10 protein-coding genes are annotated in these 13,565 nt (G+C 49.3%); 7 read left to right on the top strand and 3 right to left on the bottom strand.

Annotated elements, in window-relative coordinates:
• Positions 1–397 precede the first annotated feature (397 nt).
• The 5 genes from I4V53_RS01520 to I4V53_RS01500 all read left to right on the top strand — a co-directional run bounded on the left by I4V53_RS01520 (position 398) and on the right by I4V53_RS01500 (position 7,614).
• A complete protein-coding gene (locus tag I4V53_RS01520) occupies positions 398–1,075 on the top strand; it encodes a Crp/Fnr family transcriptional regulator (protein WP_195983638.1) in 678 nt (225 codons plus the stop codon).
• A gap of 190 nt (positions 1,076–1,265) precedes the next feature.
• Positions 1,266–3,239, top strand: coding sequence for an excinuclease ABC subunit UvrB (gene uvrB, locus I4V53_RS01515; protein WP_195983637.1), 1,974 nt, complete (start codon positions 1,266–1,268; stop codon positions 3,237–3,239).
• 50 nt (positions 3,240–3,289) lie between these two features.
• Positions 3,290–6,112, top strand: a complete 2,823-nt coding sequence (uvrA, locus tag I4V53_RS01510) for an excinuclease ABC subunit UvrA (protein WP_195983636.1) — start codon at positions 3,290–3,292, stop codon at positions 6,110–6,112.
• Positions 6,113–6,347: 235 nt separating this feature from the next.
• Positions 6,348–6,899 carry an RNA polymerase sigma factor gene (locus I4V53_RS01505; protein WP_195983635.1) on the top strand — a complete coding sequence of 184 codons (552 nt, stop codon included), beginning with the start codon at positions 6,348–6,350 and terminating at the stop codon, positions 6,897–6,899.
• A 10-nt stretch (positions 6,900–6,909) separates the two neighbouring features.
• On the top strand, positions 6,910–7,614 hold the full coding sequence (locus I4V53_RS01500) for a DUF4367 domain-containing protein (protein ID WP_195983634.1): 705 nt from the start codon (positions 6,910–6,912) through the stop codon (positions 7,612–7,614).
• 214 nt (positions 7,615–7,828) lie between these two features.
• On the opposite strand, the gene I4V53_RS01495 is transcribed toward I4V53_RS01500, so the two are convergent.
• Complete coding sequence (locus I4V53_RS01495; protein WP_050697832.1) at positions 7,829–8,203, bottom strand: hypothetical protein; 375 nt, start codon at positions 8,201–8,203, stop codon at positions 7,829–7,831.
• Positions 8,204–8,397: 194 nt separating this feature from the next.
• Between I4V53_RS01495 and I4V53_RS01490 the strand changes: the two genes are divergently transcribed.
• Together I4V53_RS01490 and pyk are read left to right on the top strand one after the other, a co-directional pair.
• A complete protein-coding gene (locus I4V53_RS01490) occupies positions 8,398–9,822 on the top strand; it encodes a spore germination protein (RefSeq protein WP_195983633.1) in 1,425 nt (474 codons plus the stop codon).
• A 268-nt stretch (positions 9,823–10,090) separates the two neighbouring features.
• Positions 10,091–11,197 carry a pyruvate kinase gene (gene pyk, locus I4V53_RS01485; protein WP_353616454.1) on the top strand — a complete coding sequence of 369 codons (1,107 nt, stop codon included), beginning with the start codon at positions 10,091–10,093 and terminating at the stop codon, positions 11,195–11,197.
• A gap of 62 nt (positions 11,198–11,259) precedes the next feature.
• Here pyk and I4V53_RS14255 read toward each other — a convergent pair whose 3' ends face one another.
• The gene (locus I4V53_RS14255; protein ID WP_195983632.1) at positions 11,260–12,744 is read right to left on the bottom strand and encodes a BclA C-terminal domain-containing protein; all 1,485 of its coding nucleotides are present in this window, start codon (positions 12,742–12,744) and stop codon (positions 11,260–11,262) included.
• A 114-nt stretch (positions 12,745–12,858) separates the two neighbouring features.
• On the bottom strand, positions 12,859–13,512 hold the full coding sequence (locus tag I4V53_RS01475) for a hypothetical protein (protein ID WP_195983631.1): 654 nt from the start codon (positions 13,510–13,512) through the stop codon (positions 12,859–12,861).
• Positions 13,513–13,565: the final 53 nt, after the last annotated feature.

The following is a 13,565-nucleotide window of genomic DNA, read 5'->3' as shown; positions in this document are numbered from 1 at the left end:
TAATTCCGTACGGAATTACCGAAGCCTGTTTCTTTGCAGTTTACCGAGTAGAAATAAGAGGTGTTTGCGGGGGCAGATTTAGTTTAGTCCGGCCGCTGATTTAATTGTGAGTCAATCTGCTGAGTCACTAAGTATTTATAAGAAACAACATTTTAATTGATTGTCTAAGTATTAGTTTCAGATATCCACAGGAAGAGAACTGCCGGATTCTATGTGTTTGATTTCAATATGGCTATTTGTCATAAACTGCGTCCTCCCCTCAATAAAAAATGACGCCCATTGGACCGGCAGTTTCTAGAGTTATCAAAGAAATGATCCGTTATCTATTGACCTTAGGGGAAAATTGTATTACAATAAATCAAACAAATCTGTTGCTTTTACAACGGAGGCTATAAGAATGAAAACGTATTTACCCATTATACTGCATTCGCAGCTGTTCAGCGGCGTTACGCAGAGCGAAGCGGAAGTTATGCTGCAATGCCTGGCCGCACGCACAAAAGAATATGAACGGAACCGGCCGCTTCTCCGTTTAGGAGAAGCAGTAGATACAGTGGGAATGGTTCTTACGGGGAGCGTATACGTGGTGCAGGAAGATTTCTGGGGGAATCGCAACATACTGATGAAGGTACTGCCTGGAGAACTCTTTGCAGAAACTTATGCCTGTGTTCCAGGGGCGGTCTCCAATGTGAATGTCTTTGCAGCGGATCCGGCGACCGTTTTATATTTGGATGTGCATCGCGTGCTGCATGTTTGCGCTTCAACATGTGAATTTCACGCACGGCTGGTGCGTAATTTAGTGTCTGTTCTGGCGGCTAAGAATCTGGCGATGAATGAAAAAATGATGCATATGTCAAAACGAACCACGCGGGATAAACTGTTGTCCTATTTATCTGCGGAATCTCTGCGCAGGGGCAACGCCTCATTCGAAATTCCTTATAACCGGCAGCAGCTTGCCGATTATTTATCGGTGGACCGCAGTGCGATGTCCAATGAATTGGGTAAGCTGCGCGACGAAGGCGTTCTGAAGTTCGACCGAAGCCATTTTCAGCTGCTTCAAAAAATCGATCGAATCTAGCAAAATACTCTGTCATGTCAGCAAATGTTCCACGGTTTTGTAGAAATGTCCAGATATGGAACAGAGGCATTGACAAACAAATTATAAAGAAGTAAAATAATTTAAGAAAAACATTTGTTCTTGATTGTGGAAGGCATATACGGACAACGATACCATTGGTGTCTGGAATAAAAAATGGGGAAAATAATATATGAGTGAGCAAGGATTATTTAGACTGGCATCGCCGTATCAGCCCACCGGGGATCAGCCGCGGGCCATTGCAAAGCTGGTGGACGGCGTGAATCAAGGCTGCCGGGAACAGACGCTGCTGGGAGTTACAGGTTCCGGCAAGACGTTTACCATGGCCAATATCATTGCGCAGACGCAGCGTCCAACGCTGGTACTGGCGCACAATAAGACACTCGCGGCGCAGCTTTGTAACGAGTTCCGCGAGTTTTTTCCTGATTCCGCCGTGGAATATTTTGTGTCCTACTATGACTACTACCAACCGGAAGCGTATATTGCGACGACGGATACTTATATTGAAAAGGATTCTGCGATCAACGACGAGATCGACAAGCTGCGGCATTCGGCGACCTCCGCGCTGTCTGAGCGCCGCGACGTTATCATTGTGGCCAGCGTATCCTGCATTTACAGCTTGGGCGATCCCATTGATTACCGGACCATGGTCATTTCCCTGCGGCCCGGCATGCAGAAGAGCCGCGACGAATTGCTGCGCAAATTAGTGGAAATTCAATACGAGCGCAACGACATTAATTTTATACGAAACAAGTTCCGTGTGCGCGGCGACGTTGTGGAGATCTTTCCCGCACAGTCAAACGATACCGTCATACGGGTAGAATTCTTTGGCGATGAAATTGATCGGATCAGCGAGATTAACTCTTTGACCGGCGAGTTTAAAGCGGAGCTGCGCCATGTGGCGATCTATCCGGCGTCCCATTATATTGTGCCGCGGGAAAAGATGCAGCATGCGATCCGCGATTTGGAGCAGGAAATGGAGGAACGCGTCCGTTTCTTTGAGGAAAACGGCAAGTTGATTGAGGCGCAGCGTATCCGGGAGCGCACCCAGTACGATATGGAAATGTTGGGCGAAATCGGGTTCTGTAAAGGGATTGAAAACTATTCCCGCGTCCTTTCCGGCCGTGAGCCGGGCAGTCAGCCCTGTACGCTGCTGGATTATTTTCCTGACGATTTCCTTTTGTTTGTGGACGAGTCCCATGTAACGCTGCCGCAGGTGCGCTCCATGTACGCGGGCGATCATGCGCGAAAGCAGACGCTGATCGATTTTGGGTTCCGTCTGCCGTCTGCCTATGATAACCGTCCGCTGAATTTTGACGAGTTTTATGCGCATGTCAATCAGGCGATCTTTGTCAGTGCGACGCCGGGCGATTTTGAGAAAGAGCATTCGGCGCAGATCGTCGAGCAGGTGATCCGTCCGACCGGCCTTGTTGATCCGGAAATTATTGTGAAGCCGACGGACGGGCAGATCGACGACCTGATTTCAGAAATCAATCTTCGTACAGCCAGTCAGGAGCGGATTCTGGTGACGACGCTCACCAAAAAGATGGCGGAGGACTTAACTTCCTACCTGGAGAATATGGGAATTCGAGTGCGCTATATGCACCACGATATTGATACGGTGGAACGCATGGAGATTCTGCGCGACCTGCGATTGGGAGAATTCGACGTTCTGATCGGTATTAACCTGCTGCGCGAGGGTTTGGATATTCCGGAGGTTTCTCTGGTAGTCATTTTGGATGCGGATAAAGAGGGTTTCCTTCGTTCGGAGCGTTCCCTGATCCAGACGATCGGTCGTGCCGCCCGAAATGCAAAGGGACAGGTCATCATGTATGCGGACACGGTCACGCCTTCGATGGAGTCCGCGATCCGGGAGACGGAGCGCCGTCGCGCGATCCAGATGAGATACAATGAAGTGCATGGGATCGTACCCAAGACGATCGTAAAAAAGGTCGGCGAGGTGTTGGAAATTTCCACGCATAAGGATGAGAAGAAACCAAAGAAAGGCAAGCGCCTGACGGCGTTGGAGCGCAGACAGCAGATTGAACAGTTGACGAAGGAAATGAAGGCCGCGGCAAAATTGCTCGAGTTTGAGCATGCCGCTTATCTGCGCGATAAAATTAAAGCGTTGCAGTCGGGAAAATAAGATCAGCAAAAGCTGTTTTACAGCGCTGAGAATGGGGAAAGGAACCAGGTATGACAACAAAGAACATTTTTATTAAAGGCGCGCGCGAACACAATCTGAAAAATGTGGATATTGAGATTCCGCGCGACCAGCTGATCATATTTACAGGGCTTTCCGGTTCCGGAAAGTCCTCCCTTGCGTTCGATACCATTTATGCGGAAGGGCAGCGGCGCTATGTGGAGTCGCTTTCTTCCTATGCGCGTCAATTTTTGGGACAGATGGAAAAACCGGATGTCGACTATATTGAGGGTCTTTCCCCTGCCATTTCAATTGACCAGAAGACAACATCCAAGAACCCGCGTTCCACAGTGGGAACCGTGACGGAAATTTACGATTACTTGCGTTTGTTGTATGCCCGCATCGGTATTCCGCACTGCCCGGTGTGCGGCAGGGAAATCAAACAGCAGACGGTGGATCAAATTGTGGATCAGGTGCTGAAGCTGGAAGAGGGAACAAAAATCCAAGTGCTGGCGCCCGTAGTGCGTGCCCGAAAGGGGGAGCATGTCAAGGAGTTTGAAGCGGCCAGAAAAAGCGGATTTGTCCGTGTCCGTGTGGATGGAATCATCTATGACCTGTCGGAACAGATTAAATTGCAGAAAAACAGTAAACACACCATTGAGATCGTGGTGGACCGTCTGGTGATTCGCCCGGATATCCGTTCCCGCCTGGCCGACTCCATTGAGACGGCGGCGTCTCTTTCCGGCGGCATTCTTGTTGTCAGCACACAGGAGGGAAAGGACCTGACGTTCAGTCAAAACTATGCCTGCCCGGAGCACGGCGCAAGCGTAGAAGAGCTGACGCCGCGCATGTTTTCCTTTAATAATCCGTTCGGCGCCTGCCAGAAATGTACGGGTCTGGGCGTGTTTATGAAGATTGACCCGGATTTGATCATACCGGATAAAAAACTGTCCATCAATCAGGGCGGACTAAAGGCCAGCGGATGGGCAATGGAAGGCAGCACCATCGCCGTAATGTATATGCAGGCGCTGGCGAAGCACTATCATTTTTCGCTGGATATGCCGCTTGGCGAACTGCCAAAGGAGACCATTGACGTTTTGCTCTATGGAACCAAAGGGGAAAAGATCCGTGTGGAGCGAAAAAATGAGTATGGCAGCGGCGTTTATCAGACGGAGTTTGAAGGGATCATCAACAACCTGGAACGCCGTTTCCGGGAGACACAGAGCAATTGGATCAAAGAAGAAATTGAAACCTATATGAGTGCCATCCCCTGTGACGATTGCCATGGAAAGCGGCTTTCTCCGATCAGCCTGGCGGTTACGGTCGGGGGCATCAATATTGCGGATTTCTGCGACAAATCCGTTTCACAGGCGCTGGATTTTGTCAATCATTTGGAGCTGAACAAACGCGATGCAATGATTGCCCATGCCATCCTGAAAGAAATCAAAAGCCGGCTGGGCTTTTTGCAGAGTGTCGGTCTGGAGTATCTGACGCTTTCCCGCGCATCTGGAACGCTTTCCGGCGGAGAGAGCCAGCGCATCCGTTTGGCGACACAGATCGGATCCTCTCTGATGGGCGTCCTGTATATCCTGGACGAGCCCAGCATCGGGCTGCATCAGCGGGATAACGACAAGCTGCTTGCCACGCTGCAGCATCTCCGGGATATTGGAAACACCGTGATCGTCGTAGAACACGACGAAGATACCATGCGTGCGGCGGATCACATAGTGGATATTGGACCCGGTGCGGGAATCCACGGCGGAAACGTCATCTTTAACGGAAAACCGGAGGATATCCTCCACTGCGAAGCCTCTATCACAGGGCAGTATTTGAGCGGTGTACGCAAGGTTGAGGTACCGGGAAAACGCCGCAAAGGGAATGGGAAGAAGCTGCGGGTGGTCGGCGCAACACAGAATAATCTGAAAAATATTACAGTGGATTTCCCACTGGGAGAGTTGGTCTGTGTAACAGGCGTATCCGGTTCTGGAAAATCCTCGCTGATCAATGAGATTCTGTACAAATATCTGGCGTCAACGCTCAATGGCGCCAAATGCCGGCCCGGTGCTCATAAGCAGATCAAGGGTGTGGAAGAACTCGATAAGGTGATTGAAATCAATCAGGCGCCGATTGGCCGCACGCCCCGTTCCAATCCGGCGACCTATACGGGCTTGTTTACCGATATCCGGGAATTGTATGCTTCCACACAGGACGCCAAACTGCGCGGCTTTAATTCCGGCCGGTTTTCTTTTAACGTGAAAGGCGGACGGTGCGAGGCCTGTCAGGGCGACGGCATTATCAAAATTGAGATGCATTTTCTTCCGGACGTCTATGTGCCCTGTGACGTCTGTAAGGGGAAACGCTATAATCGGGAGACGCTGGAGATTCAGTATAAAGGGAAAAGCATCTACGACGTGCTGGAGATGACCGTGGAGGAGGGGCTGGAGTTTTTCTCCAATCTGCCGCGCATTGCCCGCAAATTACAAACCTTGCAGGATGTCGGATTGGGCTACATCAAGATTGGCCAGCCGGCGACCACATTGTCCGGCGGCGAGGCGCAGCGTGTCAAGCTTGCGACAGAGCTGAGCAAGCGGTCCACGGGGCGCACGATCTACATTTTGGACGAGCCGACCACGGGGCTGCACATTGCGGATGTACACAAGTTGATCGAAGTGCTGCAAAAGCTGGTGGATGCAGGAAATTCCGTCATTGTGATCGAGCATAATCTGGATTTGATTAAAACGGCGGATTATATCATCGACCTTGGTCCGGAGGGTGGCGACGGCGGCGGAACCATTGTAGCTACCGGAACGCCGGAAGCGGTGGCGAGGGTGGAAGCCTCCTATACGGGAAAATATCTGCAAAAAGTTTTAGATTAGAAAACAGAGGAAACGCACCCGGGTTTTATAGGAAACCCGGGTGCATTTTTAAGTGAAGGGTATTTTGCTACCAGAGGAGCAGGATTGATTGTTCAGGCAATACAACGTTTTATGCAAAAAAGTCCCTTTCCCAGTCCAATATTTGGTTGCGATTTAGAAAAAAGATAGGGCGTAGGAATTGAAATATTTGCAGAAAATTGTATAATATGTTTATTGGCTAAAAACAGTAGGGGATGTGGAAAAGTTGCTCGCAACCTTGTTGGCCCTGATTGACGACGAAGATGATCAAAGGAAGTTTGAAGCGGTATATCAGACCTATAAGCATTTGATGTTTCATGTGTCCAACGATTATTTTCATACGCAGACAGAACGGGAAGATGCTGTACAGGAGGCGTTTGTCCGGATCATTAAAAACTTTTCCAAAATCGGAGAGATCGAGTGCGCTCAAACAAAAAACTTTATCATTCTGGTGGTACGGTCCACCTGCATCGATTTGCTGCGAAAAGATAAAGAAGAGGTGGATGTATATTTTGAAGATATATCGGCCGACACGCCCACGCCCAGCCGTTTAAAGCCCTATGTGAAAATTGAGAGTCAGGAAAGCTACGAAAGATTGCTGCATGCAATCAATTCTCTTCCACAAAATTATCGCGACGTATTTATGCTTCGATATTTAAATGAACTTTCCCTCACACAAATTACAGAGATTACCGGTTTGAATTTGCCGAATATAAAGAAAATTCTGCAAAGAGGCAGAAAGAAATTAAGCAACACGTTGAAGGAATAGGAGGTTTTATATGGAGCTATCCGACGAACTTTTACATGCTGCTTTGCATCAAGTCATGCTGTCCGAACTGGACGAGCTTCCGTCACAGGAAGAGTTGGCAGAACGGTATCCGGTAAGCAGACGTTTTGATCGTAAAATCATTAGAATAATTCGGGAAGAGGAGCGTTCTCCCTTTACCAGAAAACTGATCCGCTGTTCAAAACGCGCCGCCATGTTTTTCCTGGCACTTCTGGTCACAGCGTTTACAGCCGTCATGTCGGTACAAGCCGCACGCGAATGGTTGATTTGGATATTTACAGGAATGTTTAACACACATACCGAAATTGCAATAGACCGGACGGAATCGGCAAGGGATCAGCCCTTTTTAGGATATCTTCCGGAAGTGATGCCTGAGGGATACATACAGGATTCCTATACGATAAATGAAACGCATAAGCTATCGATTCTCATATACAAAAGAGAGGACAGCTCTGGTGAAATACAGATTAAGCAGTTCGGTGGAGGACGTCTCAAAGTAGACACAGAAGGGGCGCGTAGAGAAGTCGTTCAGGTATGGGGTGAAAGAGCGATATACGCAGAGAAAAATGATCTTCAAATGCTGCTTTGGACGGACAGTCTGTATCAGTTCTACATCGTTGCAATTGATAAGGAACTGACGAAATCAGATCTAATAGAGATTGCTGAGCACATGCGGATTCAAATGCAGGAGGAGTAGGATTCGCAAAAAGTTTTGATTTTCATCAACAAACGTTCACATTTGCTTTGTATACTAGAATCATCGCAAGGGAAAACAATTGGTTACAAGTTTCTTTTTCATAAATTCTTCCTCAAAAAACCGTTCTGTGCAAACAGGACGGTTTTTTATTTTTCTGAAAAATACTATAAAAAACCCTGCATCCAATAACAGGATGCAGGGTAAATGCCTTATGTTATTCCACACGGGAGACCAACTGGCAATATACATATATATTCTGAATCTTTTTGGCTTCATTGCCCTTGTCTGTTTGAATAACGGGTTGTGTCTCTGAAGGCGTTGTGTAGAGCTTGAAGACCAAGCCATCCTGACCAACATGCATATCCCGAAAACGCTTATGCTGGAAATTGCGTTTTTGAATTTCCAGATATCCAAAAATAATGTCCTCAATATCCAGATTAGTAAAACATTTTAAGATATCTTCTTCCGGGTGCATATCAATGATGGCTTTGGCCTCGTCAAAAGTGAGGTCAGTGCATTTAAAGGTTCCGCGGTTCATCACAGAAATCATGGAGTTGTTATCCAGCAACAACAGTGGGTTAGTCGTCATAATAAGCACCCCTTTATTTTTATTTTGTATTTTAAGTATACGGTGGTGGGAGGAAAATGTCAATAAAAGTTAATTTAATAACGATTTAGGAAACAATTTTGTGAAGAATGCGAATGAAAAACGAGTGTTCCTGTTTCCACATAAATTCCTGCGGATTTGCCATAATAACGGTAGAAACAGCAGGAGGCGTTGGAATGGAAAAGGTTTCCTTGTGCAGGGATTTTCAGCAGAATAAAAAACAAATGGAAAAGCTGCTCCGGTTGGATGCGAGCTTTGATTTAATTGGACGCAACATGAAGGTTGCAGGACGCAGCGCGGTGCTGTATTTTATCGACGGCTTTGTCAAAGACGATATCATGGAAAAAATCATGGAATACCTGATGTCGCTGTCGCCAAAAGATCTGGAGGACGTTGCATCGACGGAGCAATTTGCCGACGCGTTTATTCCCTACGTGGAGACGGACTGTGAAACGGACCCGGAAAAGGTGGTAACTGGCGTTTTATCCGGAACGATCTGCTTGTTGCTGGAAGGGTACGACCAGGCTATGATGATCGACGCCAGGACCTATCCGACCAGGAGCGTGAGCGAACCGGACGACGATCGGGTGCTGCGCGGTTCCCGCGACGGCTTTGTGGAAACCCTGGTGCATAACACCTCGCTGATCCGTCGCAGGATCCGCGATCCCAGTCTGACGATGGATATCATGCAGATTGGAAGAAAGTCGAAAACCGATGTGGTGATCTGCTACATGGCGGATGCAGTGGATCCCAAAATCCTGAAAAACGTCAAGGAAAAGCTGCAGAACGTTACCATCAACACCTTGACAATGAGCCAGGAAAGTCTGGCCGAATGCCTGGTTAAGCCGAAATGGTACAACCCGTTTCCCAAAGTGCGCTATTCGGAGCGCCCCGACGCGGCGGCGGCCAGCGTGATTGAAGGGAGTATTGTCATTCTGGTGGACAACTCGCCTTCTGCGATGGTGTTGCCTACCTCCATTATTGATTTTGTACAGGATACAAACGATTACTATTTTCCCCCGTTGATCGGTACCTACCTGCGTATTGTACGAATGGTGGTGTTTTTGCTGACCCTCATTCTAACGCCGACCTGGTTTTTGCTGGTCAGCAATCCGCAGTGGATTCCAACCTGGTTGGAATTTATTCAAATAGAAGAGCCGAACAGTGTGCCGGTGATTGTACAGCTGCTGTTGATCGAATTTATCATAGACGGTTTAAAGCTGGCTTCTTTAAATACGCCGAGCGTCCTAAGCAATTCCTTCAGTGTGGTAGGCGCGCTTGTTCTGGGGGATTTTGCGGTGCAGGCCAAATGGTTTGTACCAGAGGTAGTGCTCTTTATGGCGTTTGTGGCTATTTCCAATTTTACGCAGCCAAGCTTTGAGCTGGGTTATGCGTTTAAGTTATTCCGGGTTCTGATTCTGATTCTCACTGCGTTGTTTCAGCTGTGGGGGTATTTGGCGGGGCTTGCGATTATCCTGCTGATTCTCTTGTGTAGTAAGACTATAACAGGCAGGGGATATCTTTATCCACTGTTGCCGTTTGATGGAAAAGCTTTGTCACGCTTATTGATACGGCGCAGGATCAATGATCAGAATACCTGAAAAACGGCCGCTTCCATGCGGCCGTTTTTTTATATGACATAGAAAAAGCGCAGCGAAATCGCTGCGCTAAAAAGAAAGGAGGGCATGAAACGAATTTTTATATGTAAACCCCTGCTTGTCTCCGGTGCAGGAAACGGGCAAAGGGATTTTATGTAGTCTGTCGAGTCTGACAAGCCGGTATTCCGACCACCTTTCAGACTGTAACAGTTTTTTTCGATGTCATTAGTATAGAATTTGAATGTGTATACAGTTTGAATGAAATGCAACGTTGGCGTTAAAAAACAGAAACCATATTGTGAATATCTGGAATGTTCTTGCATTCCGCCTGGTTTCTGATTACAATGAAACAAATGGGTGGAGAGGAACGAAAAGCTTGAAACGATTAACAACAAACTTTACATATTATGGTACATTGGGCCCTTCCTGCCAAACGGAAGAAACTCTATATGCGTTGTTTCGGCAGGGGATGACAGGTGTCCGGCTCAATCTTTCCCATACCGGTCTGGAGCAATCTCAGCCGTGGCTGAGGGAATTGCAAAAAGCAGCGGAAAGAGCTGGAATTGCGCCACAGTTGCTGATCGATCTGCAGGGACCGGAATTGCGTATCGGCACATTACCTGAGCCTGTTCTTTTGGTGAATGGTGCGTCTGTTCTTTTGGGCCGAACAGGAATTCCGGTTCCACAGTCTGTTGTTTCTTCAGTGGTTCCTGGACAGGAAATACTGCTGGATGATGGAGCGCTTTTGCTGCGTGTAACATCCTGCGTGGCGGATACAATTATCTGCACAGTAGAGCGCGGCGGTGTCCTGCATTCCAGAAAGAGTATTGCGATTCCAGGAGTGGAGTTGTGCCAACCGACTTTGACCGATCAGGATCTATACCAGCTGTCGCATGCAAAAGAATACGGTGTAACAGGCGTTATGCTTCCATTCGTGCGCAACGCGCAGGATTTGATGACGCTTAGGGAAACGCTGCAGCGGGCAGACAGCGGACATATACAGGTTTTTGCAAAGATTGAAAATCGCAAGGGAGTAGAAGCTCTGCCGGATTTACTGCCTTATGCGGACCATATTGTCATCGCCCGGGGAGATTTGGGGAACAGCATGCCGCTATGGGAGCTGCCCAGTGTACAAAAACAGATTGCCAGAACCTGTAAGGATGCCGGAATTCCTTTTATGGTAGTAACGCAGCTGCTTCATTCCATGCAAAAAAGTGCAACGCCAACCAGGGCTGAAGTATCTGATATTTTTAATGCGGTGCTGGACGGTGCATCCTCTCTCATGTTGACGGGAGAAACTGCCGTTGGCGATTACCCGGTAGAGGCAATGCGTTATTTAGTAAAAACTGCGCAAGGTGCGTTGCAATATCGCCAATAAAATAAGGAGGCTGGATTTCATATCTTGAAATCCAGCCTTCTTGCAGGTATTAATTGAAATCGTTATGCGAGACGGATTACGGTCAGGTTGGCTCCGTTGCCACCCTGTAAAACAGCGGCTCCCAGCAATCCAAACAGCTGCAGTTGCAGCGTATCTCCTGCAGTGAGAGGCGCAATGCGGGTCGCGGACAAATTACTCACGGAGACAGCGGGAGCAAAAATGGTTCCCGCGAGAGGCGTTCCATTTAACAGGACGCGAGAAGAAAGTAACAGGCTGGCTGTCGTTTTGATATCATACGTGATCAAATACGTGCCGGTAGCTGGGACTGTAAAGAGATCATTTGCGGCATTCACTGTAAAGCTGTCCAGTACCTGGTCGTTTGGCAGCGGAACAGGTGTTCCTCCCAAGACAACAGCAATGGTTGTTCCATTGGTATTCAGAGCGCTCATGCTGTTGGCGGTTGCAGCTGGCCCTGTAGCGCCGGTCGCACCTGTAGCGCCAGTCGGTCCTGTGGCTCCCGTGGCGCCAGTCGGTCCTGTAGCGCCAGTGATGCTGGTGCCGGTCGCGCCAGTGGCGCCCGTGGGTCCGGTTGGCCCTGTGGCACCGGTAATACTGACACCATCTGCGCCGGTCGCTCCAGTGGGGCCGGTTACTCCGGTCGCACCCGTAGGTCCAGTTACACCAACCCCGGTCGCACCGGTTATGCCTGTAGCGCCAGTCGGTCCGGTTGGCCCTGTGGCACCGGTAATACTGACACCATCTGCGCCGGTCGCTCCAGTGGGGCCGGTTACTCCGGTCGCACCCGTAGGTCCAGTTACACCAACTCCGGTCGCACCTGTGGCGCCTGTTGGACCTGTGGCTCCAGTAATGCTGGCGCCATCTGCGCCGGTGGCCCCGGTAGGGCCGGTTATGCCCGTAGCGCCCGTGGCTCCAGTTGGGCCAGTTGCACCAGTCGCTCCGGTTACAGAAACACCATCGGCTCCTGTTGCACCCGCCGGCCCTTCAGGTCCTTGAATACCTTGAATGCCCTGTGGACCAGTCGCACCGCTAGGTCCGCGCGGTCCTTCCGGCCCCGTTGCACCAGTGGGACCGGACACGCCTGTTGCACCCGTTGCGCCGGTTGGCCCGATAAGTCCGGCAGGTCCTTCCGGACCTTGGATACCTTGAATGCCCTGTGGTCCGGTTGGTCCGGTTGAACCGCGGTCGCCGGTAGCACCTGTAGGTCCTGTTACACCGGTTGGTCCGGTGGGTCCTGGTATGCCGGGAAATCCCTGTGGTCCCGTCGTACCGGTAGCACCCGTAGGTCCTGTTACACCGGTAGGTCCGGCAGGTCCTGGTACGCCGGGAAATCCCTGCGGTCCTGTAGCGCCCGTTGCGCCTGTCGCACCGGTTGCTCCTGTTGACCCGGTTGGTCCTGTGGGGCCACCGGCAGGTCCAGTCGGTCCAGTAGGACCTGTAGGTCCGGGGATGGGACAGGGAACAGGACAGCAGCAGGAGGGTTGCGGACAACAATTTTGGTTAAAGCTCTCATTTGAATAAATTTTCACCTTTTAAAACCTCCGATCGAAGATTTGGAATACTCCAAATACAGTTTATGCGGAGGAACGTTTTTCGGATACAAAATGGCCGCATGGAACATTCATCCATGCGGCCGGTTTTGTTTATGCTTTTTTATTTACTTTTGCCTTTGCGATCTGTTTGTCAATGTATTCCTGGAGGGGACGTTCTTTCAGATTAATAGTCATTTTAGAAGAATCGGGCTTGTGGAGTGAAATGACAGTGGCAATGCGCTCATCTGACTTTTTGTTGGTGATGTCGAAGGTGCCATCGTCTTTATCGGGTTTTACGAAGACCACGGTGCAGTAATACTTGTCTTTATAGTAGGTTCCCGCGGTTTCTTCCGCAAGCTTGTTCAGCTCCTTTGTTTCCATAGAACTGCCGTCTTTCGTTACAATGAACATGGCGCGGTTGCCGTAAATTCTCTTGTATACGCCATCTTTAAAAGTGAAGTTTTCATCTGTTTCCGTGTATTTTTTACCCGTAGTGCCGGATGCGTTTGCACCGGAGGGAGGCGTGCTGGAAGGAGCGGCCTCTGAAGATGCGGCGGCGCCGGAGCTTTCCCCGCCGGAAGCAGCAGCGGAGGAATCTGTACTTTCGGATGATGTACCGGAAGAAACCTCACTGGACGATGACGATATATTGGTAGACGACTCCGGCAGGGAAGAAGAACCGGCGTCCTCTTTGGGACTGCAGGCGATCAAAGACAAACAGGACAGGGCTGTGACTAAAAGTACAGCGGTCATTTTTTTAAACATTCAAAATCTCTCCTTACAAAAATTTCTCAAATCTTATCATAGGGGTATGGACA

This window comes from Clostridium sp. D33t1_170424_F3, assembly GCF_015667585.1.
Classification (GTDB): Bacteria; Bacillota; Clostridia; order Oscillospirales; family Acutalibacteraceae; genus Anaeromassilibacillus.
This window is presented reverse-complemented; position numbering and strand designations above follow the sequence as displayed.